Source organism: Roseovarius sp. A-2 (assembly GCF_002072155.1).
GTDB lineage: Bacteria > Pseudomonadota > Alphaproteobacteria > Rhodobacterales > Rhodobacteraceae > Roseovarius.
The window spans coordinates 509,326-531,023 of the sequence record NZ_BDIY01000001.1; the positions used below are offsets into that span (position 1 = coordinate 509,326).

The window sequence follows — 21,698 nt, forward strand, 5'->3', positions numbered from 1 at the left end:
GCGGGGTTTTGATTTCTGCCGGGCGCGGTGGCGCCGGGTGCCGGGTTCAGCCCTGACGGGCCTTGAACCGGGGCTGCGACTTGTTGATGACGTAGACGCGGCCTTTGCGGCGCACGACACGGCAATCGCGATGCCGGTTCTTGAGCGAACGCAGCGAATTACGAACCTTCATGGTCGTCTCCTGTCTGTCGTGGCGCGGGCGAGCGCCTTGGGTTACGGGTGTTTCGCAGATGCGAAACAGTGAATTCATGGTGGGCGATACAAGGTTCGAACTTGTGACCCCTTCGATGTCAACGAAGTGCTCTACCGCTGAGCTAATCGCCCATGAATGCCAGCCGAACCATGCGCCCTAACGAAGAGGGCGCGGAAGCCCGCGCCGGTTCGCTGGTCTATAAAAGGAGTCGGAGAGGGGATCAAGGGCTTTTAGATACGCATTTTCGGTCTATTATGACTTTCAAGAGGAGCGCATATGCCGAAGGCCGCCTATCACCTGATCCATCCCGAACGGCGCACCACGTCGGTGGTGTTCGCCTCGCCGCATAGCGGGCGGGATTACCCCTGGACCTTCCTGCGCCGCACCGCGCTCAACGAGCATTCTGTGCGCTCGTCGGAGGATGCGTTCGTCGATCAGTTGTTTGACTGTGCGCCGCGCGCGGGCGCGCCGTTCATCAAGGCGGGGGCGCCGCGCGCCTATGTCGATCTCAACCGCAGCGCCGATGAGCTTGATCCGGCCCTGATCGAGGGTGTGAGCAGACAAGGGCACAATCCGCGGGTGGCCTCGGGGCTGGGGGTGATTCCCCGGGTGGTGGCCAACGGGCAGGCGATCTATTCCGGCAAGCTGAGCATGGCTGAGGCGCGGCACCGGATCGAGACCTATTGGCGGCCCTATCACACGGCGTTGCAGGGGCAGCTTGATCAGGCGCATATGATGTTCGGCGAGGCGATTCTGGTGGATTGCCATTCGATGCCGCATGAGGCGGTGGATGCGGTGGCGCGGCGCGGCGTGCGCCGCCCCGAGATCGTGCTGGGCGACCGGTTCGGGGCTGCCGCGGATGGCGCGGTGGTGGACCGGATCGAGGAGGCGTTCACCCGGGCGGGGCTGGTGGTGACGCGCAACACGCCATTTGCCGGGGCCTATATCACGCAGGCTTATGGCCGACCCGCACGGGGGCGGCATGCGGTGCAGATCGAGATCGACCGCGCGCTTTACATGAACGAGCGTCTGATCCGGCCCAACGGAAATTTCGAGGGCTTTCGTCGCGTGATGCGCGACGTGGTGCGCGAGATCGCGGATATCGGGCGCTCTGACGCGGTGCCGCTGGCGGCGGAGTAGGGGCGGGATCACGCGCCCTGCGCGGTGCGCTTCAGTCTTCGCTCCGGGCCGGTCAGGTCGGGGGTGGTTGCGTTCCGGTGCTCCTTCGCCTGCGTGCCGGGTTGCGCTCGGGCGCACGGCAATATCTAATGTTCAAAGCCCCCAACCGACGAAAGCCAGCCATGACGCAAACGCCCCCCCATCCCGCGACTGCCCCCCTCGTGACAGAGCTTCGGGCCGGGCGCATGGGGCGACGCGAATTTCTCAGCCGGGTGACCACGCTCGGGCTCGGGGCAACGGCGGCCTATGCCCTGGGCGGCTTGACCCGACCGGTGCGCGCGCAGCCCGCCATCGCCCGGGGCGGCACCCTGCGCATTCAGCAAAGCGTCAAGCCGCCCAAGGACCCGCGCAGCTATGATTGGAGCGAACTGGCCAATCAGACCCGGGGGTTCCTGGAGTATCTGGTGGAATACAAGGGCGACGGCGTGTTTCACGGCATGCTTCTGGACAGCTGGGAGGTCAATGCCGACGCGACTGGCTACGTACTGCGCCTGCGGCCGGGCGTGCGTTGGAACAACGGCGATCCGTTCACCGCGCAAGACGTGGCGTATAACATCACCCGCTGGTGCGACACCACCGCGCCCGGGAATTCCATGGCGAGCCGCTGTACGGCGCTGATCGACCCGGCCACGGGGCAGGCGCGCGCGGGGGCGATCCGGGTCGAGGACGAGCTGACCGTCAGCCTGACGCTGTCGCGCCCGGATATTGCGCTGATCGCCAACATGTCGGACTATCCGGCCGCCATCGTGCATCAGAGCTATGACGGCGGTGATCCCTTCACCCACGGCATTGGCACCGGCCCGTTTCGTCCGGTTGGCATGACGGTCGGGGAGCGCTGCATTCTCGAACGCCACCCCGATCACGACTGGTGGGGCACGAAGGTGTTCGGCGGGCCGTGGCTCGACCGGGTCGAATTCATCGACCTGGGCACCAACCCCTCGACCTGGCTTGCTGCGGCGGACGACGGGTTTGTCGATCTGCTCTATGAAACGGTGGGCGATTTCATCGACGCGATGAATGCCATCGGCTGGACCGCCACCCATACCGAGACGGCGGCAACCATGGTGGTGCGCGCCTCGCAGAGCGCCGATCTTGTGGGGACCAACCCCTATCGGAATGCCGCCGTGCGGCGCGCGCTCGCTCTCGCAGTGGATAACGCGATCTGCCTCGAACTGGGCTATGGCGGGCGCGGCACGGTGGCGGCCAATCACCATGTCAGCCCGATCCACCCCGCCTATGCCGATATCGGCCCCGCGCCCTATGACCCCGCCCTTGCCCGATCCGAGATCGAAGCCGAAGGGCTGCTGGGCTTTCAGCATGAGCTGGTGACGCTCGATGATGAATGGCAGCGCAACACCGGCGATGCCGTGGCGGCGCAGTTGCGCGATGCCGGGCTGCGGGTCGCGCGCCGAATTGTGCCTGGCGCGACTTTCTGGTCGAACTGGCGCGACTATCCGTTTTCCGGCACCCAATGGAACCACCGCCCGCTTGACGTGCAGGTGCTGTCGCTCGCTTATCGCTCGGGCGCTGTCTGGAACGAGAGCGGGTTTTCCAATGCCGAGTTCGATGCGCTGCTCGACGAGGCAAATCGTCTGGCGGATCCGGAGGCGCGACGCGCCGTGATGGCGCGGCTTGAAACCATTCTGCGCGACGAGGGTGTGATCATCCAGCCCTTTTGGCGCGCGCTCTACAATCACCACAATGGGCAGTTGGTGAATGCCGAAAAGCACCCCTCGAACGAGATCCATCTCTACAGGATCGGTTTTCGGGGTTGAGGCAGCTGTTGCGCGCCTCGCGAGCGGATTGCGCCCTGGGGGGCGGGTGGCCTGGAGTTGCCGTTGAAGCACCCCGCGCGAAACGCACCGAAGGTGCCGCGCGATCGCCGGGCCGTCCCGCGGCCTGGCGATTTGATAGGGCGCGCAACGTGTTGAGTTTTGAATAACTTGGCTGGAATAAAGTACCTGCCACAACCGTTGCATCGCCAGTCCCCGGCCCTGCGACCGCGCGGCACCTTCTGGCGGGGGGCTATGGCCGCTTCAAGCCATTACCCGCCGCAACTCAGCCGCCCTAGCTGCCCAAGATCACCCGCACGTAATTGCGGGTTTCCTTGAACGGCGGCACTCCGCCGTATTTCTGCACCGCGCCCGGCCCGGCATTATAGGCCGCCAGCGCCAGACGCCACGAGCCGAAGGTTCGGTATTGCTCTGCGAGATAGCGCGCGCCGCCTTCGAGGTTCTGGCGCGGATCATGCGGATTGACGCCGAGGAGCCGGGCGGTCTGCGGCATCAGTTGCGCAAGGCCAATCGCCCCCTTGTGCGAAACCACATCGGCGCGCCAGCCTGATTCCTGTTGCACCAGGCGCACGAACAGATCCTCGGGCACCCGGTAGCGCCGCGCCGCCTGTTTCGCCAGGTCAAGATAAGGCCCGCGATAGGCCCCGCGAAAGGACGGTGCGAGGTCGTCCCACATGGTCGGGGCCTGAAAGCGTTCGGGCTGGAGCCGTACCGAACTGTTGTACTGTTCGCGCGCGCGGGTATCGAGAACCCGGGTCTGCGACTCAAATGTCGAGAGGCGCCCCTTGGTCGACAGCACGTCAGCCCGCACGTCCGACGGCAGCATCAGCGCCGCGATCACCATCGCACTCATCCGTCCGAGCATCTGTCCCTGTCCCGTCGTCCCAGCTGGCTCGCAATATACGGAAACCGCCCGAAGTTTCGAGCCATTTCTGCCTTTCGTACCGCGGTTACGCGATATCCCGCGCAAAACGGGTGTATTTTTATCTTTCCTTCACCTCGTTGCGATGGTGTAACCGTCGGAATGCACGGATAACTCGATTCAAGGAGGGCGCGATGGCCGGCTCTGTCAACAAGGTAATACTCATCGGCAATCTGGGCCGCGACCCGGAAGTACGCACATTTCAGAATGGCGGAAAGGTCTGCAACCTGCGCATCGCCACCTCGGAGACCTGGAAGGACCGCAACACCGGCGAGCGGCGCGAGCGTACCGAATGGCACACGGTGGCGATTTTCAACGAGGCGCTTGTGCGGCTGGCCGAGCAATATCTGAAGAAGGGCTCCAAGGTTTATATCGAGGGCAAGCTGGAAACCCGCAAATGGCAGGACCAAAGCGGTCAGGATCGCTATTCGACCGAGGTGGTATTGCGGCCGTATGCCGGTGAAATGACTTTTCTCGACGGTCGCAGCGATGGCGGCGGCGGCGGTGGCGGCAGCTATGGCGGCGGTCAGGATCAGGGCTACGGCGGCGGCGATTATGGCGGGGGCGGCGATGTCGGCGGCGGCGGTGGCAGCCGCCCGTCGCGCGATATGGATGACGAGATTCCGTTCTGATCGCTTGAGCGCGGCCCGTCTGCTGTCACCGCGTCACCACAGCCAAGCGCGCGCGTGCACCCTCGCGCGCGCTTTGCCTCTGGTCATTCCGCGCTGCGGCATGTAGGGCGCGGGCATCACGGAACAGGACACCCCAATGGATCTGCGCAACATCGCCATCATCGCCCACGTTGACCACGGCAAGACCACCCTCGTGGACGAATTGCTGAAACAGTCGGGGGCGTTTCGCGCCAATCAGGCGGTGGATGAGCGCGCCATGGACAGCAATGATCTGGAGCGCGAGCGCGGCATCACGATCTTTGCCAAGCCGACCAGCCTGATGTGGAAGAAGACCCGCATCAACATCGTCGACACCCCCGGTCACGCCGATTTCGGCGGCGAGGTGGAGCGCATCCTGAGCATGGTCGATGGTGTCGTCCTGCTGGTCGATGCCGCCGAAGGGCCGATGCCGCAGACCAAGTTCGTCACCTCCAAGGCACTGCGCCTCGGGCTGCGGCCCATCGTGGTGCTCAACAAGGTGGACAAGCCCGACGCCGAGCCCGACCGCGCGCTGAACGAGTGTTTCGACCTTTTCGCCAATCTCGACGCCAATGACGATCAGCTCGATTTCCCGCATATGTATGCCTCGGGCCGCTCGGGTTGGGCCGATCACGAATTGGACGGGCCGCGCAAGGATCTCTCGGCGCTGTTCGAGTTGATCGTCAATCACGTCCCGGCACCGCGCCAGATCGCGCAGGTGGACGACGATTTCCGCATGCTCGCCACCACGCTCGGGGCTGATCCGTTTGTCGGTCGCCTGCTGACGGGCCGCGTCGAATCGGGCCGTCTCAAGGTGGGTCAGACGGTGCAGGCGCTCAGCCGCATCGGCCAGAAGATCGAGCAGTTCCGTGTCACCCGTATCCAGGCCTTCCGGGGTCTGGCAAGCCAGGATATCGAGGAGGCGACCGCAGGCGATATCGTCAGCCTTGCGGGTATGTCCAAGGCCACGGTGGCCGATACGATCTGCGCGCTCGCCGTGGAAGAGCCGATTGAGGCGCAGCCCATCGATCCGCCCACCATCACCGTCACCTTTGGCATCAATGACAGCCCGCTGGCGGGCCGCGACGGCAAGAAGGTGCAGAGCCGGGTCATTCGCGAGCGCCTGATGAAAGAGGCCGAATCGAACGTCGCCATCAAGATCAGTGATACGCCGGGCGGCGAGGCGTTCGAGGTTGCGGGGCGCGGCGAATTGCAGATGGGCGTGCTGATCGAGAACATGCGCCGCGAGGGGTTTGAACTCAGCATTTCGCGCCCGCAAGTCTTGATGCGCGAAGGCGAGAACGGCGAGCGGCTGGAGCCTATCGAAGAGGTTACCATCGACGTCGATGACGAATATTCCGGCGCGGTGATCGAAAAGATCACCGGCCCGCGCAAGGGCGAGCTGGCCGAGATGAAACCGGCGGGGGCGGGCAAGACGCGGATCATCGCGCATGTGCCGTCGCGCGGCCTGATCGGCTATCATGGCGAGTTTCTGACCGATACGCGCGGCACCGGGGTGCTCAACCGCGTATTTCACGGCTGGGCCCCGCACAAGGGCCCGATTCCCGGCCGTCGCGCGGGCGTGCTGATCTCGATGGAAAACGGCGATGCGGTGGCCTTTGCCCTATGGAACCTAGAAGATCGCGGACGCATGTTCATCGGGGCGCAGGCCAAGGTCTACACCGGCATGATCATCGGCGAGCACAGCCGCGAGAACGATCTTGAGGTGAACCCCCTGAAGGGTAAAAAGCTGACCAACGTGCGCGCCTCGGGCACCGATGAAGCGGTGCGCCTGACGACGCCGATCACGCTCAGTCTGGAAGAGGCGATTGCCTATATCGACGATGACGAACTGGTGGAGGTAACGCCGAACGCGATCCGCCTGCGCAAGCGCTATCTCGACCCGCACGAGCGCAAGCGGATGTCGAAAAAGGGCTAGCGCCGGAGCCGTGAGGCGGCTGGCCCGTCCGCGTCAGGGCCGCAGCAGGATCTTGCCGTGATGGCTGCCCGCCTCCATCAGCCGGTGCGCCTCGGCGGCGTGGGTCATCGGCAGGATGCGATGCGTCACGGGCCGCAAGGCGGTCTTGCCGAATAGCGGCCAGACGTCACGGCGCAGCGCCTGTGCGACCCGGGTCTTGAACGCCTCGGGCCGGGAGCGCAGGGTCGACCCGGTATAGCTGATCCGCTTGAGCATCACCGGCATGAGGTCGATCTCGACCTTGGAGCCTTGATTGAACGCCAGTTGAATGATCCGCGCGTCGTGGCGCGCTGCCTTGATGTTGCGCGCCACGTAATCGCCGCCGATGATGTCCAGGATGATATCCGCGCCGCCCGCCTCGCGGGTGATCGCCACGAAATCCTCGCTGCGAAAGTCAATCGCGCGTTCGGCACCGAGCGAGGTGACGAAGGCTGCGGCCTCCTCGGATCCCACCGTGGTCAGCACCCGCAGACCCATGGCCCGACCGAGTTGCACCGCCGTCGTGCCGATCCCGCCCGCGCCGCCATGCACGAGGAAGATGCCACCCTCCGGCAGGCTGTGATCCAGGAACACGTTGCTCCAGACGGTAAAGAGGGTCTCGGGCAGACCGGCGGCGTCGACCTCGTCCACGCCCTGCGGGACGGGCAGGCAATGGCTTGCGTCCACCGCAACGAATTCGGCATAGCCGCCGCCATTGGTCAGCGCGCAGACGCGGTCACCCGGTTGCCAGTCGCGCACGTCCTCGCCACAGGCCACAATCTCGCCCGAGACTTCGAGACCCAGTAGATCCGACGCCCCCTTGGGTGCCGGATAATGCCCGCGCCGCTGCACGAGATCGGGGCCGTTCACGCCCGCTGCGGTGACGCGGATCAGAACCTCGCCCGCCGGGCAGGCGGGCAGGGGGCGGTGGCCGGGCACGAGCACCTCGGGGCCGCCGGGTGCGGACATCTCGACCACGGTCATGCTGTCGGGCAGTGCCGTCATCGCGCAGTTCCGGCGGCCTGCGCCCTGGCGCGGCTGACCGCCGCCACCACGTCATCGGCATCGGCGGCGATCTCGACCCCGGCGGCGCGCAGGCGCGCGATCTTGTCCGCCGCCGTGCCGCCGCCCAGCACCGAGAGCGTGCCGGCATGGCCCATCCGGCGGCCGCGCGGCGCGTGCCGCCCGACCACGAGCGCCACCACCGGCTTGCCATAGTCCACCGTGTCGAGATAGGCGGCGGCCTCTTCCTCGCCGCGCCCGCCGATCTCGCCGATCAGAACGACCGCCTCGGTTTCGGGGTCGTCGCGGAACGCCTTGAGGCAATCGACAAAGCCCACGCCATGCAGCGTGTCACCACCGATGCCCACCGTGGTGGATTGGCCAAGCCCGGCCTTGCTGCATTGCGCGAGGATCTCCGAGGTCAGCGAGGCCGAGCGCGAGGCGATGCCGATCTGGCCGGGCAGGGCATTGACTGTGGGCATGACGCCGATCTTGCACTGTCCGGGGGTCAGTATGCCCTGGGAATTGGGGCCGATCAGCACGCAATCGGTGCCCTGAAGCACCTGTTTGACGCGGCTCATGTCATGCTGCGGTACGCGTTCGGTGACGCAGACCACCACGCCGAGCCCGGCCTCGATCGCCTCGATCATCGCGGCCCCCGCTTGCGGGGCGGGCACGATGACGAGACTGGCATTCGCCTGTGTGGCGTCCACAGCCTCTTGCACCGTGTCGAAGAGCGGCAGGCCGAGATGCTTGCCGCCGCCCTTGCCGGGGCGCACGCCGCCGACGCAGGTCGTGCCGTAGCGCATCGCCTCATCGGTGTAGAAGGTGCCGGAGCGCCCGGTCATGCCCTGCACGATCAGCCGCGTTTCGGAATTGACAAAGATCGCCATCAGCGTGCCCTCCCTTGGCCTGCGACATCCACCACGCGGGTGACGGCGGCGGTGATCGTGTCGCAACTTTCGACCGGTACATTGCGGTCGCGCAGGATACGGTGCCCCCACTCGGCATGTTTGCCGGAGATGCAGGCGATGACCGGCAGCTTGCGCGTCGCCTTGGCATAGGCGAAGTTCACCCCCTCCGCCACGGTATCGGCCGAGGTCATGCCGCCGCCATGAATGGTCAGCAGGATCGCCGACACGCGGCCATCGTCGAGCAGGATCTCGATCCCGCGCGCCACGTCCATGCTGCTGGCGGTGGTGCGGATATCCATGAAATTCGCAGGCCTGCCGCCGGCGTCCACGATCATGTCATTGGTTGCAAGCCCCAGCCCGGCGCCATTGGTGACCACCCCGATATTACCGTCGAGGCGCACGAGGTTGATATTGTGCTTCTGCGCCGCCAGTTCATCGGCGGGGGCCGGGCGGTCGGCCACCATGGAGGCGAATTCGGGGCGGCGGAACCCGGCATTGGGGTCGATCGCCACTTTGGCGTCAACCGCGATCCAGTCACCGGCGGCGGTGCGGGCGAAGGGGTTGATCTCGACCAGCGTCATGTCGTTGCCGATGAAGGCCTTCCGCGCGGCATAGATCGCATCCATCGCGGCAGCTTGCGCCTCGATCAGGCCGATACCGCTGAGAAAATCCGCAAGTGCGGCGCGCGCCTCGGCGCTGTCCTCGGGCAGGGGGCAGGTGTGCACCGTGTCCTCGTCCATCCGGGCGCGTTGCTCGAACTCCACGCCGCCCGCGCCCGAGGCCAGCAGCATCGGGGCCCCGTCCGCAGGGTCAAGCGCGATGGCGACAAAGCAGCTTTGCACAATGTCGATGGCCGCCTCGACAAGCACCAGTTCCACGGTCTCGCCCGCCGGTCCGGTCTGATCGGTGACAAGCACGTCCCCGAGCAGACGTCCTGCTTCCTGTGCCACGGCAGAGGGGGTGGCGGCAAAACGGATGCCGCCCGCAAGGCCGCGCCCACCGGCACCGATCTGCGCCTTGACCACGAATTTATGCGCGTCGATCTCCTTGCAGAGACGTTGCGCCTCGTCGGGGCTGCGGGCCTGACGCCCGTCCGGGACAGAGATGCCATATTGCGCGAGCACTTCCTTGGATTGATATTCCGCGAGAAACATGGGGCCTCTCCTCCTCTGGCTCTCATTTCGTGGTATACCAGAAACCACAGCGAGTCAATCTTGCAGTCCCGGCTGTGCTTATTGCTCTGTATTGGGGGCCCATGTGCACAGCTTCGTGTGACGGGGGGTGGCCGGGCGGGGAAGGCTTTTGCAAAAGCCTTCCCAAGCGGTTTGCAAACCGCTTGGACGCCGCTTGCAGGCGGCGTTTTGGCCGACCCGGCCGGTGGGCATCAGCCAATCGCTTTCAGCACGGCCTCGCCAAGGCCCGCGGGGCTGTCGGCGACGGTGATGCCGGCGGATTTCATTGCCTCGATCTTGTCGTCGGCGCCGCCCTTGCCGCCCGCGACGATGGCGCCCGCGTGGCCCATGCGGCGGCCCGGGGGGGCGGTGCGTCCGGCGATGAAGCCTGCCGTGGGCTTCCAGCGGCCGCGCTTTTTCTCGTCGGCGAGGAACTGTGCGGCGTCTTCTTCGGCGGAACCGCCGATCTCACCGATCATGATGATGCTCTCGGTCTCGTCATCGGCGAGGAACCATTCCAGAACGTCGATATGTTCGGTGCCCTTGATCGGGTCGCCGCCGATGCCGACGCAGGTCGATTGGCCCAGGCCCACATCCGAGGTCTGTTTCACCGCCTCGTAGGTCAGCGTGCCCGAGCGCGAGACCACGCCGCAGGAGCCGCGCTTGTGGATATGGCCGGGCATGATGCCGATCTTGCAGGCATCCGGCGTGATGATGCCGGGGCAGTTCGGGCCGATCAGCTTGGAGGTGGAGCCCTCGAGCGCACGCTTGACGCGCATCATGTCAAGCACCGGGATGCCTTCGGTGATGCAGATGATGAGTTCCATCCCGGCGTCGATCGCCTCGAGGATGCTGTCGGCGGCGAAGGGCGGCGGCACATAGATGACGCTCGCGTTGGCCTCGGTCACATGTTTCGCCTCATGCACCGAGTTGAAGACCGGCAGGTCGAGATGTGTGGTGCCGCCCTTGCCCGGCGTCACGCCGCCGACCATTTTCGTGCCATAGGCGATGGCCTGTTCAGAGTGGAACGTGCCCTGCGAGCCGGTGAGGCCCTGACAGATCACTTTTGTATTTTCGTCTACGAGGACTGCCATCTTGGCGTTCTCCTTACTGAATTCGTGGGGAAGGTGGGTTGGCACCCACCCTACGATTAGCCCTTGACCGCCTTGACGATCTTCTCGGCCCCGTCCTTGAGGTCGTCGGCGGCGATCACGTCGAGGCCGGAGGTGTTGATGATCTCCTTGCCCTTCTCGACGTTCGTGCCTTCCAGACGGACCACCAGCGGCACCTTCAGCCCGACCTCCTTGACCGCCGCCACCACGCCCTCGGCGATCACGTCGCAGCGCATGATGCCGCCGAAGATGTTGACCAGGATGCCTTTGACCTGCGGGTCAGAGGTGATGATCTTGAACGCCTCGGTGACCTTTTCCTTGGTCGCGCCACCGCCCACATCGAGGAAGTTGGCAGGCTCGGCGCCGTAAAGCTTGATGATGTCCATGGTCGCCATCGCCAGACCGGCGCCATTGACCATGCAGCCGATTTCGCCATCCAGCGCGATATAGTTGAGGTCGTATTTGGAGGCCTCCAGCTCCTTGGGGTCTTCTTCGGTGGTGTCGCGCAGCTCGGCGATATCCGAGTGGCGGTAGATCGCGTTGCCGTCAAAGCTTACCTTGGCATCAAGCACCTTGAGATCGCCCTTGTCGGTCACGATCAGCGGGTTGATTTCCAGCATCTCCATGTCTTTTTCGACAAAGGCCTTGTAAAGCGTGCCCATCAGGGCGACGCATTGCTTGACCTGCGCGCCGCTCAGGCCAAGGTTAAAGGCGATGCGACGGCCGTGAAACGCCTGATAGCCGGTGGCCGGATCGACGCTGAAGCTGAGGATCTTTTCCGGCGTCGCCTCGGCGACATCCTCGATATCCATGCCGCCCTCGGTCGAACAGACAAACGACACCCGGCTGGTTTGACGATCGACCAGAAGCGCGAGATACATCTCGGTCTCAATCCCCGAGCCGTCCTCAATATATATCCGGTTGACCTGTTTTCCGGCCGCGCCGGTCTGCTTGGTCACCAGTGTGCGGCCCAGCATGCGCCGCACCTCGTCGGCGGCCTCTTCCACGGATTTGGTGAGCCGCACGCCGCCGCCGTCGCCGGCCCCGGTCTCCTTGAAGGTGCCCTTGCCGCGCCCGCCCGCGTGGATCTGCGCCTTGACCACCCAGAGCGGCCCGTCAAGCGCTCCCGCAGCCGTCTTGGCCTCCTCGGCGCGCAAAACCGCCCGCCCCTCCGACACCGGCGCGCCGTAACTGCGAAGCAACGCCTTCGCCTGATACTCATGGATATTCAATTGGTTTCCTCCCTCGGATGGAGCGGCCTGGACCGCTATTTTATCAGTGGCAACAGTTTCTTGAAGGCCGGGGTCCCTGCCTGGCCGAGCCATTCGAAGACCACCATTTCGGTCGTCACGATGCCCGCGCCGCCTGCACTGAGCCGGGCGATGCAGGCCTGTTCGCTCTCGAGTGTGCGCGAGGCGGTCGCATCCGAGACGACGAACACCTCGAACCCCGCTTCGATCAGGCTGGCGGCGGTCTGCACGACGCAGATATGCGCCTCCATCCCGGCGATTACCGCCTGTTTGCGTCCGAGCCCGCGAAAATGCGCCGCAAAGCCTGCATCCTCCATGCAGGAAAAGTGCATCTTGCTGAGCACGATCGTCTCCGGTCCCGGTGCGAGTTCGGAGACGGTGTGGCCCAGTCCGGCAGGGTACTGCTCGGTCATGATGACCGGCACGCCGACCTCCTCGGCGCTGGCCCTGAGCGTGCGGGTGTTGCGGATGGTGCGGGCCGGGGCCTGCATCGCGGGGACGAGACGCTCTTGCATGTCGATGATGACAAGCACGCTGTCTGCGGCGCGGATGAGCATGACCTGACCTCCTGAATGCTGTGGTGAAAAGTGGTATTCCATTAGTGGTATGCCAGATACCACAGTTTCATACACCCAGCAACTGCGATATCTCGCGAGCAGAACAGGGCGACTCATTGCCGGGATGGTCGAGGTGTCGGTCGGTGGTTCTGTATGCTGCGGCGCAGTAAGACTGCGCCCTGTGTGGCGCATTGGGCCGATCCGACCGGTCAGGGTGAGCGCAATGTAAACCACGTAATTACAATGTCTTGTAGGACTTTACCGGGTTCCGGCATGTTTGTTGTTCCGGTCGCGCGGCCCGGGGGGAATTGTGCTTCCTAAACAAGGCTGTCGGGAGGTCGGACACGCGCGTATGCTGCAGGTGCGGCGACGAATGTGAAAAAAACGAATTGCCCGACCGTTTATGCTGGCGTATGGTATACCACAGAGCCAGAACCGCCGCATGACGGCACGGGCGCTATTGGAGATGATAATATGAAGCTACGTCCGATTGCGTCAAATTTTACGCTCAAGGATCATGTTTACGAGAGGCTGCGCGAGGCGATCCTGGAGATGAACATCTACGAGGATGATGCCGATCTGCGTCTCGACGAGCGGTCGCTCGCCGAGCAGCTACAGATTTCCCGCACGCCGCTGCGCGATGCCATCGCCCGGCTGGAGGCGGACGGGCTGTTGACCGTGGTGCCACGCAAAGGCGTGTTTCTGCAGCGGAAAAGCCTCGAGGAAATTCTTGAAATGATCATCGCCTGGGCGGCGCTGGAGAGTATGGCGGCGCGGCTTGCCGCCGAGCGTGCCACCGACACCGAGATCGCGACGTTGCGCAAGATCGCCGAGAAATACAACGATGCGACCTCGGCCACGCGGATCGCGGAATATTCCGACGACAACCTGAAATTTCACCTGCACATCCTAGAGATTTCGCATTGTGCCCTGCTCAAGAGCATGGCCGAGGGCGTTTTCCTGCACATCAAGGCGGTGCGGCTGCGGTCGATGTGGGAGGGCGACCGCGTCAAGCGGTCGGTCGTCGATCACGCCGAGATCATCGAGGCGCTGGAGCGCCGCGACGCGGAGGACGCCGCCAACAAGGTGCGCGAGCACACGATGCAGCTGCATGAGCATATCCGCAAGACCTGGGGCCGCCTGAACCTGACGCGCAATGCGCCCCTGGAAACCCAATAGACCAAATGCCCGGCCCCGTCGGTAAGCGGCGGGACGGGCCAGATGAAACCGGAGGACACACATGGCCGTAGCCAACTCACCCGCAGCGCCGATATCGGAGGCCGATGCCGTTACCGACGGATTTCACCTCCTGATCGATGCGCTCAAGCTCAACGGGATCGAAACCATCTACAACGTCCCGGGCATCCCGATCACCGATCTGGGCCGCTATGCGCAGGCGCAGAACATGCGGGTGATCTCGTTCCGCCATGAGCAGCATGCCGGCTACGCGGCCTCGGTGGCGGGGTTCCTGACCAAGATGCCGGGTGTGTGCATGACCGTGTCGGCGCCGGGCTTCATGAATGGGCTGACGGCGCTGGCGAATGCGACCACGAATTGCTGGCCGATGATCCTGATCTCGGGCTCGTCGGAGCGCGAGATCGTGGATCTGTCGCAGGGTGATTACGAAGAGATGGATCAGCTTGCGATGGCTCGGCCGTTCTGCAAGGCGGCCTACCGGCTGACCTATGCGCAAGATATCGGCATCGCGGTGGCCCGCGCCATCCGCTCGGCGGTGTCGGGGCGGCCCGGCGGGGTCTATCTCGACATTCCGGGCGCGATGCTGGGGCAGGTGGTGGATGCCGCCGAAGGCGCGCGCTCGTTGGTCAAGGTGATCGAGCCCGCGCAGCGGCAACTGCCCGCCCCCTCGGCCATCGAACGTGCCATCGAGGTGATGAAAGGGGCCGAACGCCCGCTGATCGTGATTGGCAAGGGCGCGGCCTATGACCAGTCCGACGAGCTGATCCGCGAGCTGGTGGAAAAATCCGGCTATCCGTTCCTGCCGATGTCGATGGCCAAGGGCCTGTTGCCCGACACGCATCCGCAATGCGCGGCGGCGGCGCGCTCGATGGTGCTCAAGGACTCGGATGTGGTCATCATGATGGGTGCGCGGATCAACTGGCTGCTCAGCCACGGCAAGGGCAAGCAATGGGGCGAGCCGGGGGGCAAGCGCTTTGTCCAGATGGATATCGAGGCCGAAGAGATGGATTCGAACGTCGAGATCGCGGCCCCCATCGTGGGCGATGTCGGGTCGTGCTGCGCCGCGCTCATCGCGGCGATGGACGGGGCCGGGGTGGCACCGCCCAAGGAATGGCTCGATCAGGTCAACGCCAAGGCCACGGCAAACATGGAGAAAATGGCCGGGCGGTTGCGTAACAATAACAACCCGATGGACTATTTTGGTGCGCTTGGCGTCATCAAGGATGCGATCAGCGATCATCCCGACACGATCCTGGTGAACGAAGGGGCCAACACCCTCGATATGTGCCGCTCCATCGTCAACGTCCACAAGCCGCGCCACCGCATCGACGTGGGCACCTGGGGCGTGATGGGGATCGGCATGGGATCGGCCATCGCGGCGGCGATCGAGACCGGCAAGCGCGTGCTGGCGGTCGAGGGCGACAGCGCCTTCGGCTTCTGCGGCATGGAGATCGAGACGGTCTGTCGCTACAACCTGCCGATCTGCACGGTGGTGTTTAACAATGACGGCATCTATCGCGGTGATGGCGAGAACTGGGGCGATGGCGACGATCCGGCGACCACCGTGTTCGTCAAGGGGTCGCGCTATGATCGGATGATCGAGGCCTTTGGCGGGGTCGGGGTCGTCGCGCGCTCGCCGGACGAGCTGCGCGAGGCGGTCTATGCCGCGCTCGAAAGCGGAAAGCCCACGCTGATCAACGCGATGATCGACCCGGCTGCCGGCAAGGAAAGCGGCAATATCGGCAATCTGAACCCGCAATCGGTGGTGGCCCAGAAGCTCTATCCACAAGCGCGCAAAGACTGAAATGTAATGAAACTGGGCGTGGGCAACACGCCCACCGGCTCAGAGATGGAGAGACCTATGAAAGCCCTGGACGGCGTCAAGATCCTGGATTTTACACATGTGCAATCGGGCCCGACCTGCACGCAGCTTCTGGCATGGTTCGGTGCCGACGTGATCAAGGTGGAGCGCCCGGGCGTGGGCGATGCCACCCGCAAGCAACTGGTCGATGTGCCGGACGCGGATTCGCTGTATTTCACGATGCTGAACCACAACAAGCGCTCCATCGAGCTTAACCCCAAGACCGAGGCGGGCAAGGCGGTGCTTACCCGTCTGGTCGAGACCTGCGACGTGCTGGTCGAGAATTTCGCGCCCGGCGCGCTAGACCGCATGGGATTTAGCTGGGAACGGATCCAGGAGATAAACCCGCGCATCATCATGGCCTCGGTCAAGGGTTTTGGCCCGGGCAAATACGAGGATTGCAAGGTTTACGAGAACGTCGCGCAATGCGCGGGCGGTGCGGCCTCGACCACGGGCTTTCTTGATGGTCCGCCCTTGGTGACCGGCGCGCAGATCGGCGACAGCGGCACCGGGTTGCATCTGGCCCTGGGGATCGTGACGGCGCTCTATCAGCGCGAGCATTCGGGCCGCGGACAAAAGGTGCTGGCGCCGATGCAGGACGGGGTGATCAACCTCTGCCGGGTCAAGCTGCGCGATCAGCAGCGTCTCGCGGCCGGGCCGCTGACCGAATATTCGCAATATGGCGCGGGCATTCCGTTTGGCGACGCCACGCCGCGCGCGGGCAACGATTCGGGCGGTGGCCAGCCGGGCCGTATCCTCAAGTGCAAGGGCTGGGAGACCGACAACAACGCCTATACCTATTTCATCACGCAGGCGGCGGTGTGGGAGCATATCTGCGACGTGATCGGCGAACCCGATTGGAAGGACGCACCGGGCTATGCCACCCCGCAAGAGCGGCTCGACAAGCTCGACGCGATCTTTGCGCGGATCGAGGAATGGACCATGACCAAGACCAAGTTCGAGGTGATGGACATCTGCAACCCGCTCAACATCCCGGTAGGGCCGATCCTGTCGACCAAGGAGATCATCGAGGACGAGGGCCTGCGCAAGACCGGAACGATCGTCGATGTCGAGCACCCGACGCGCGGTCGCTACACCACCGTCGGCTGCCCGATCAAGCTGTCGGACAGCGCGGTAGAGGTGACGCGTTCGCCGCTTCTGGGTGAACATACCGAGGAAATCTTGCGCGATGTGCTGGGCTATGACGGTGAGGAACTGGCCAGCATCATGGAATCGGGCGCGGTCGGCACCGCAAAGAAGGCCGCCGAATAATCAAGGCGTGAGGGCAAGGGCCGGCGCAGACCGGCCCGCCGCACGGACGGGAGGAACGAATGAGACTAATCGTGATGGGGCAGCAAGCCTTCGGCAAGGATGCCCTGGCAAAGCTGCTCGACACCGGAACGGACGAGGTTGTCGCGGTCTACTGCGAGCCGGACCGCGACGGAAAGCCGGTCGATCCGATCAAGGAACTGGCGCTTGAGAAGGGGCTGCCGGTGCATCAACCGGCCAATTTCGATGATCCGGCCACGCTCGAGGTGTTGGCGGGGCACAACGCCGATCTGATGATCATGGCCTTCGTCAATGTCTTCGTGCCCGAGGCGGCGCGCGACACGCCGACCCATGGCTCGATCTGCTTTCACCCGTCGCTCTTGCCGCTGCATCGCGGGCCCTCGGCGGTCAACTGGCCGATCATCATGGGGGCGACCAAATCGGGCTATTCGTGGTTCTACCCCTCCGACGGGCTGGACGAGGGCGACAGCCTGTTGCAATGGGAGTGCGAGATCGGCCCCGACGACACCGTGATCGACCTCTATTTCAAGAAGATCTATCCGCATGCGGTCGAGAGCGTGTTGACTGTCTGCGATCTATATCGCGACGGCAACCCGCCACGTATCGTGCCCGACGAAAGCCGCGCGACCTATGAGCGCCGCTGCAACCGAAATCATTCGCGCATCGAATGGCACCGCCCGGTAAAACAGGTCTATGACCTCATTCGCGGCACCAATCCCGCGCCGGGGGCCTGGACCACGCTGAATGGGGCCGAGGTCGATATCTTCGACTGCGCCCTGGTGCCTGGCGACGGCATATCGGGCCGGGTGCGCGAGGTGTCCGACGAGGGCATCGCCGTGCAATGCGTCGGCGGCCGTATTCTGATCAAGCGGGTACGCCCCAAGGGCGAGGCCAAGATGCCAGCCGCAGAATGGGCCGCCGCCACGGGGCTCAAAGCCGGGGCCACCCTTGGAATCTGAAATCCATACAAATCTGTTGGGAATACCAAATGTCTGATATCGAAATTGCACGCGCCGCGACCAAGAAGCCCATTCAGGAGATCGGCGCCAAGCTGGATATCCCGAGCGAGCACCTTCTGCCCTTCGGCCATGACAAGGCCAAGGTTTCGGAAGATTTCATCAAATCGCTTTCGGGGCGCAAGAACGGCCATCTCGTCCTGGTGACGGCGATCAATCCGACGCCTGCGGGCGAAGGCAAGACCACCACCACGGTGGGGCTGGGCGACGGGCTCAACGCCATTGGCAAGAAGGCCGCGGTCTGCATCCGCGAGGCGAGCCTCGGACCCTGTTTTGGTATGAAGGGTGGGGCCGCGGGTGGCGGCTATGCGCAGGTTGTCCCGATGGAGGACATGAACCTGCATTTCACCGGCGATTTTCACGCCATCACCTCGGCGCATAACCTGCTGGCGGCGATGCTGGACAATCACATCTACTGGGGCAATGAGCAGGAAATCGACATCCGCCGCGTGGTCTATCGCCGGGTGATGGACATGAATGACCGCGCCCTGCGGCAGATCGTGTGCAACCTCGGCGGCGTGGCCAACGGCTTTCCGCGCGAGGCGGGGTTCGACATCACAGTGGCCTCGGAGGTCATGGCGATCCTGTGCCTCGCTACCGATCTGGCCGATCTGGAACGCCGTCTCGGCGACATCATCGTGGCCTATCGCCGCGACAAGACGCCGGTCTATTGCCGCGACATCAAGGCCGACGGCGCGATGACCGTGCTGTTGCAGCAGGCGATGCAGCCCAACCTCGTTCAGACGCTGGAGAACAACCCCGCCTTCGTGCATGGCGGGCCGTTTGCGAATATCGCGCATGGCTGCAACTCGGTCGTGGCAACCACCACGGCGCTCAAGCTTGCGGATTACGTGGTCACCGAGGCGGGCTTTGGCGCCGATCTCGGGGCCGAGAAATTCATGAATATCAAGTGCCGCAAGGCCGGTCTTACACCCGAGGCGGTGGTGATCGTGGCGACCGTGCGGGCGATGAAGATGAATGGCGGCGTGGCCAAGGGCGATCTGGGCGCCGAGAACGTGGATGCCGTCAAGGCGGGCTGTCCGAACCTCGGGCGCCACATCGAGAACCTGGCTAAATTCGGCGTGCCAGCGGTGGTGGCGATCAACCATTTCGTCACCGACACCGATGCCGAGGTGCAGGCCGTCAAGGACTATGTGGCCAGCCAGGGTGCCGAGGCGGTGCTCTGCAAGCACTGGGCGCAAGGCTCCAAGGGGACCGAGGAACTTGCGAAAAAGGTGGTTGAGGTCGTCGAAGGCGGATCGGCCAAATATGCGCCGCTCTATCCCGACGACATGCCGCTCTTCAAGAAGATCGAGACCATCGCCAAGGAAATCTACCGCGCCGACGAGGTGGTGGCGGACGCCAAGATCCGCAATCAACTCAAGGAGTGGGAAGATCAGGGCTATGGCAACCTGCCGGTCTGCATGGCCAAGACGCAATACAGCTTTACCACCGATCCCACGCGACGCGGCGCGCCTGACGGGCACAGCCTGCCGGTGCGCGAGGTGCGGCTCTCGGCGGGGGCGGGGTTCGTGGTGGTGATCTGCGGCGAGATCATGACCATGCCGGGCCTGCCCAAGGTGCCCTCGGCCGAGGCGATCTGCATCAATGACGAAGGCCTGATAGACGGGTTGTTCTGATCATGGGCCAGTCATCGCTTCATACGATCATGATGCCGGTGCGCGACGATGGGCGCGGGCCGATCATCTTCGCCCATGCCGCAGCACTGGCCAAGCGCTTCAACGCGCATGTTCGGGTGGTGCATTCCCACCCGCGACCAGAGGACATGATGCCTTACGGCGTGGTAATCCCGACCTTTTTGCGCAAGCAGCTGGCAGAGGCCACACGCACCCGCGCGGATTACGAGGAGGAGGACCAGCAGGCCAAGTTCCGCGAGTTGGCCGAGCGCCACGGCATCAGCGTGGAACCGCGTACCGTCGGCAAGCCGACGGCGGCGTTTCGCGAATACGAGGGCAAGCAGGTCGAAGTGGTGCGCCAATACGGACGTCTGGCCGATATCATCTGCGTGTCCAAACCCTGCCCGGACGAAAACCTTGGTTACAACACGCTGAGATCGGCGCTTTTCACGTCGGGGCGGCCCGTGATGGTTTGCGCCGACACCGAGGAGGTGGCCCCCGATATCGGCAGTCATGTGGCGATCGGCTGGAATGGATCGCTGGAGGCATCGCGCGCGGCGGCGCTTGCCATGTCGCTGATCGAGCGCGCCGATCGGGTCACGATCCTGACCGCCGGGCGGGTCGACCACACCGCCACGCCCGAGGAGTTTCGGATCTATCTCGCACAGCGCGGCATCGAGGCGGAAATCCATGCCTTCGAACGCAGCGGTAATGTCGGGCGGGCGCTGCTGGAAAAATGCTCGGAGACAGGTGCGAACATGCTGATCACAGGGGCCTATCACGAAAGTTACGAGCGTGAGGCGCTGCTTGGCGGAAATTCCGCTACCATCGTGGCAGAAGCCACGATTCCGGTGGTCATGGTACATTGAGGTGACGAGCAGGAATAATCGAGTTTTCTGAACCAGGCACAGGAGGAGAAAGAGCAGTCTCAAGACGGGCTTCGATGCGCGTGTCAATCGGCCGGGGAGGGCCGAAAGCGCGCCGGATCCTACACTGAACCTGACCGGGTAGCGGTCATCAAAGGGAGGAAGACATGAATATCCTGAAGACTTTAGCAATCGGCATCGCCGCGTTGGGGCTTTCGGCACCGGCGGCCATGGCGGACTGGCAGCCGCGCAAGCCTATCGATTTCGTCATCATGGCGGGACCGGGCGGCGGCGCGGACCAGATCGCCCGCTTCATTCAGTCGGTGGTCGAGAAGAAGGACATGACCAGCCGTCCGCTGATCCCCAACAACAAGGGCGGCGGCTCGGGCGCCGAATCCCTGATCTGGCTCAACGATGCGAACGATGCGAATCACACCCTTCTGGTGACGCTCAATTCGTTCTTCGCCACCCCGATCCGGCAACCCGAGTTGGGCATCGACATCCAGACCTTTACCCCGGTCGCGATGATGGGCGTCGATCCCTTCGCGCTCTGGGTGCACAAGGATAGCGGCATCGAGACGTTCGAGCAGTGGGTCGAGACGGTCAAGGCGGCGGATGGCGAGTATGTCGTCGGCGGCACCGGCACGGGCCAGGAAGACAGCATCGTCTTCGCTTATCTGAGCAAGGCCTATGACCTCAAGCTGAAGTACATCCCGTTCGACGGCGGCGGTGCGGTTGCCGCAGCCCTTGCGGGTCAGCAGATCATGGCCACTGTGAACAACCCGGCAGAGGCGCGTGGCTTCTACCAATCGGGCGATGTGCGCCCGCTTCTGGTGTTCTCGGATGAGCGGATGGAGTCCTATCCGGATGCGCCGACGCTCAAGGAACAGGGCCACGACTTCAGCTACTACAACCAGCGGGCCATTGTCGGCGCGCCGGGCATGTCGGATGAGGCGGCAACCTACTATCAGGACCTGTTCGCCGAAGTCTACAACTCGGAGGAATGGCAGGGCTACATGGAAAAGGAGTCGCTCTCGCCGCTCTGGATGGATGCCGATGAACAGCGTGGTTACTGGAAAATCCAGGTCGACAACCACAACGACCTGCTGACCGGTATGAAGTGATCCACC

At 64.0% G+C, this 21,698-nt stretch carries 19 protein-coding genes and 1 tRNA gene; 11 read left to right on the plus strand and 9 right to left on the minus strand.

Going from position 1 to position 21,698, the window contains the following annotated elements:
• Positions 1-46 precede the first annotated feature (46 nt).
• Together ykgO and BHD06_RS02540 are read right to left on the minus strand one after the other, a co-directional pair.
• A complete protein-coding gene (ykgO, locus tag BHD06_RS02535) occupies positions 47-172 on the minus strand; it encodes a type B 50S ribosomal protein L36 (protein WP_050663377.1) in 126 nt (41 codons plus the stop codon).
• A gap of 77 nt (positions 173-249) precedes the next feature.
• A tRNA-Val gene (locus tag BHD06_RS02540) sits at positions 250-324 on the minus strand.
• 145 nt (positions 325-469) lie between these two features.
• On the opposite strand from BHD06_RS02540, the gene BHD06_RS02545 reads away from it, so the two are divergent.
• Together BHD06_RS02545 and BHD06_RS02550 are read left to right on the plus strand one after the other, a co-directional pair.
• A complete protein-coding gene (locus BHD06_RS02545) occupies positions 470-1,333 on the plus strand; it encodes an N-formylglutamate amidohydrolase (RefSeq protein ID WP_080455385.1) in 864 nt (287 codons plus the stop codon).
• Between the two features lie 161 nt (positions 1,334-1,494).
• Positions 1,495-3,147, plus strand: coding sequence for an ABC transporter substrate-binding protein (locus BHD06_RS02550; RefSeq protein ID WP_080455386.1), 1,653 nt, complete (start codon positions 1,495-1,497; stop codon positions 3,145-3,147).
• Positions 3,148-3,439: 292 nt separating this feature from the next.
• Here BHD06_RS02550 and BHD06_RS02555 read toward each other — a convergent pair whose 3' ends face one another.
• Positions 3,440-4,030 (minus strand): lytic transglycosylase domain-containing protein, encoded by a 591-nt coding sequence (locus BHD06_RS02555; RefSeq protein ID WP_080455387.1) that lies wholly within the window; start codon positions 4,028-4,030, stop codon positions 3,440-3,442.
• 191 nt (positions 4,031-4,221) lie between these two features.
• Between BHD06_RS02555 and ssb the strand changes: the two genes are divergently transcribed.
• Together ssb and typA are read left to right on the plus strand one after the other, a co-directional pair.
• Positions 4,222-4,719 carry a single-stranded DNA-binding protein gene (gene ssb / locus BHD06_RS02560; RefSeq protein ID WP_080455388.1) on the plus strand — a complete coding sequence of 166 codons (498 nt, stop codon included), beginning with the start codon at positions 4,222-4,224 and terminating at the stop codon, positions 4,717-4,719.
• 136 nt (positions 4,720-4,855) lie between these two features.
• On the plus strand, positions 4,856-6,676 hold the full coding sequence (gene typA / locus BHD06_RS02565; protein ID WP_080455389.1) for a translational GTPase TypA: 1,821 nt from the start codon (positions 4,856-4,858) through the stop codon (positions 6,674-6,676).
• 33 nt (positions 6,677-6,709) lie between these two features.
• Here typA and BHD06_RS02570 read toward each other — a convergent pair whose 3' ends face one another.
• From BHD06_RS02570 to BHD06_RS02595, 6 genes are all read right to left on the minus strand, one after another.
• On the minus strand, positions 6,710-7,699 hold the full coding sequence (locus BHD06_RS02570; protein WP_080455390.1) for an NAD(P)H-quinone oxidoreductase: 990 nt from the start codon (positions 7,697-7,699) through the stop codon (positions 6,710-6,712).
• Entirely contained in the window at positions 7,696-8,589 is an 894-nt protein-coding gene (gene sucD / locus BHD06_RS02575; RefSeq protein ID WP_080455391.1) for a succinate--CoA ligase subunit alpha, read from the minus strand. Before sucD (BHD06_RS02575) ends, BHD06_RS02570 begins: the two co-directional genes overlap by 4 nt.
• Positions 8,589-9,764 carry an ATP-grasp domain-containing protein gene (locus BHD06_RS02580; RefSeq protein ID WP_080455392.1) on the minus strand — a complete coding sequence of 392 codons (1,176 nt, stop codon included), beginning with the start codon at positions 9,762-9,764 and terminating at the stop codon, positions 8,589-8,591. The genes sucD (BHD06_RS02575) and BHD06_RS02580 overlap by 1 nt, the downstream gene beginning before the upstream one ends.
• Positions 9,765-9,994: 230 nt before the next feature.
• Positions 9,995-10,876, minus strand: a complete 882-nt coding sequence (gene sucD, locus BHD06_RS02585) for a succinate--CoA ligase subunit alpha (RefSeq protein ID WP_080455393.1) — start codon at positions 10,874-10,876, stop codon at positions 9,995-9,997.
• Positions 10,877-10,932: 56 nt separating this feature from the next.
• Positions 10,933-12,126 (minus strand): ADP-forming succinate--CoA ligase subunit beta, encoded by a 1,194-nt coding sequence (gene sucC, locus BHD06_RS02590; protein WP_080455394.1) that lies wholly within the window; start codon positions 12,124-12,126, stop codon positions 10,933-10,935.
• A gap of 35 nt (positions 12,127-12,161) precedes the next feature.
• The gene (locus BHD06_RS02595; RefSeq protein WP_080455395.1) at positions 12,162-12,701 is read right to left on the minus strand and encodes a hydrolase; all 540 of its coding nucleotides are present in this window, start codon (positions 12,699-12,701) and stop codon (positions 12,162-12,164) included.
• A 474-nt stretch (positions 12,702-13,175) separates the two neighbouring features.
• On the opposite strand from BHD06_RS02595, the gene BHD06_RS02600 reads away from it, so the two are divergent.
• From BHD06_RS02600 to BHD06_RS02630, 7 genes are all read left to right on the plus strand, one after another.
• The gene (locus tag BHD06_RS02600; protein WP_080455396.1) at positions 13,176-13,880 is read left to right on the plus strand and encodes a GntR family transcriptional regulator; all 705 of its coding nucleotides are present in this window, start codon (positions 13,176-13,178) and stop codon (positions 13,878-13,880) included.
• Between the two features lie 61 nt (positions 13,881-13,941).
• The gene (oxc, locus tag BHD06_RS02605; protein ID WP_080455397.1) at positions 13,942-15,702 is read left to right on the plus strand and encodes an oxalyl-CoA decarboxylase; all 1,761 of its coding nucleotides are present in this window, start codon (positions 13,942-13,944) and stop codon (positions 15,700-15,702) included.
• 57 nt (positions 15,703-15,759) lie between these two features.
• Entirely contained in the window at positions 15,760-17,031 is a 1,272-nt protein-coding gene (frc, locus tag BHD06_RS02610) for a formyl-CoA transferase (protein WP_080455571.1), read from the plus strand.
• 59 nt (positions 17,032-17,090) lie between these two features.
• Positions 17,091-18,008, plus strand: coding sequence for a methionyl-tRNA formyltransferase (locus tag BHD06_RS02615; RefSeq protein ID WP_254892281.1), 918 nt, complete (start codon positions 17,091-17,093; stop codon positions 18,006-18,008).
• 29 nt (positions 18,009-18,037) lie between these two features.
• A complete protein-coding gene (locus BHD06_RS02620) occupies positions 18,038-19,705 on the plus strand; it encodes a formate--tetrahydrofolate ligase (RefSeq protein ID WP_080455399.1) in 1,668 nt (555 codons plus the stop codon).
• Between the two features lie 2 nt (positions 19,706-19,707).
• The gene (locus BHD06_RS02625; RefSeq protein ID WP_080455400.1) at positions 19,708-20,571 is read left to right on the plus strand and encodes a universal stress protein; all 864 of its coding nucleotides are present in this window, start codon (positions 19,708-19,710) and stop codon (positions 20,569-20,571) included.
• Between the two features lie 164 nt (positions 20,572-20,735).
• On the plus strand, positions 20,736-21,692 hold the full coding sequence (locus tag BHD06_RS02630; protein WP_080455401.1) for a tripartite tricarboxylate transporter substrate binding protein: 957 nt from the start codon (positions 20,736-20,738) through the stop codon (positions 21,690-21,692).
• The last annotated feature ends 6 nt before the right edge of the window (positions 21,693-21,698 follow it).

What these genes read in the sequence shown, in the direction of transcription:
- ykgO (WP_050663377.1), bottom strand. Translation starts at nt 172, where the DNA reads ATGAAGGTTCGTAATTCGCTGCGTTCGCTCAAGAACCGGCATCGCGAT.
- BHD06_RS02545 (WP_080455385.1), top strand. Translation starts at nt 470, where the DNA reads ATGCCGAAGGCCGCCTATCACCTGATCCATCCCGAACGGCGCACCACG.
- BHD06_RS02550 (WP_080455386.1), top strand. Translation starts at nt 1,495, where the DNA reads ATGACGCAAACGCCCCCCCATCCCGCGACTGCCCCCCTCGTGACAGAG.
- BHD06_RS02555 (WP_080455387.1), bottom strand. Translation starts at nt 4,030, where the DNA reads ATGCTCGGACGGATGAGTGCGATGGTGATCGCGGCGCTGATGCTGCCG.
- ssb (WP_080455388.1), top strand. Translation starts at nt 4,222, where the DNA reads ATGGCCGGCTCTGTCAACAAGGTAATACTCATCGGCAATCTGGGCCGC.
- typA (WP_080455389.1), top strand. Translation starts at nt 4,856, where the DNA reads ATGGATCTGCGCAACATCGCCATCATCGCCCACGTTGACCACGGCAAG.
- BHD06_RS02570 (WP_080455390.1), bottom strand. Translation starts at nt 7,699, where the DNA reads ATGACGGCACTGCCCGACAGCATGACCGTGGTCGAGATGTCCGCACCC.
- sucD (WP_080455391.1), bottom strand. Translation starts at nt 8,589, where the DNA reads ATGGCGATCTTTGTCAATTCCGAAACGCGGCTGATCGTGCAGGGCATG.
- BHD06_RS02580 (WP_080455392.1), bottom strand. Translation starts at nt 9,764, where the DNA reads ATGTTTCTCGCGGAATATCAATCCAAGGAAGTGCTCGCGCAATATGGC.
- sucD (WP_080455393.1), bottom strand. Translation starts at nt 10,876, where the DNA reads ATGGCAGTCCTCGTAGACGAAAATACAAAAGTGATCTGTCAGGGCCTC.
- BHD06_RS02595 (WP_080455395.1), bottom strand. Translation starts at nt 12,701, where the DNA reads ATGCTCATCCGCGCCGCAGACAGCGTGCTTGTCATCATCGACATGCAA.
- BHD06_RS02600 (WP_080455396.1), top strand. Translation starts at nt 13,176, where the DNA reads ATGAAGCTACGTCCGATTGCGTCAAATTTTACGCTCAAGGATCATGTT.
- oxc (WP_080455397.1), top strand. Translation starts at nt 13,942, where the DNA reads ATGGCCGTAGCCAACTCACCCGCAGCGCCGATATCGGAGGCCGATGCC.
- frc (WP_080455571.1), top strand. Translation starts at nt 15,760, where the DNA reads ATGAAAGCCCTGGACGGCGTCAAGATCCTGGATTTTACACATGTGCAA.
- BHD06_RS02615 (WP_254892281.1), top strand. Translation starts at nt 17,091, where the DNA reads ATGAGACTAATCGTGATGGGGCAGCAAGCCTTCGGCAAGGATGCCCTG.
- BHD06_RS02620 (WP_080455399.1), top strand. Translation starts at nt 18,038, where the DNA reads ATGTCTGATATCGAAATTGCACGCGCCGCGACCAAGAAGCCCATTCAG.
- BHD06_RS02625 (WP_080455400.1), top strand. Translation starts at nt 19,708, where the DNA reads ATGGGCCAGTCATCGCTTCATACGATCATGATGCCGGTGCGCGACGAT.
- BHD06_RS02630 (WP_080455401.1), top strand. Translation starts at nt 20,736, where the DNA reads ATGAATATCCTGAAGACTTTAGCAATCGGCATCGCCGCGTTGGGGCTT.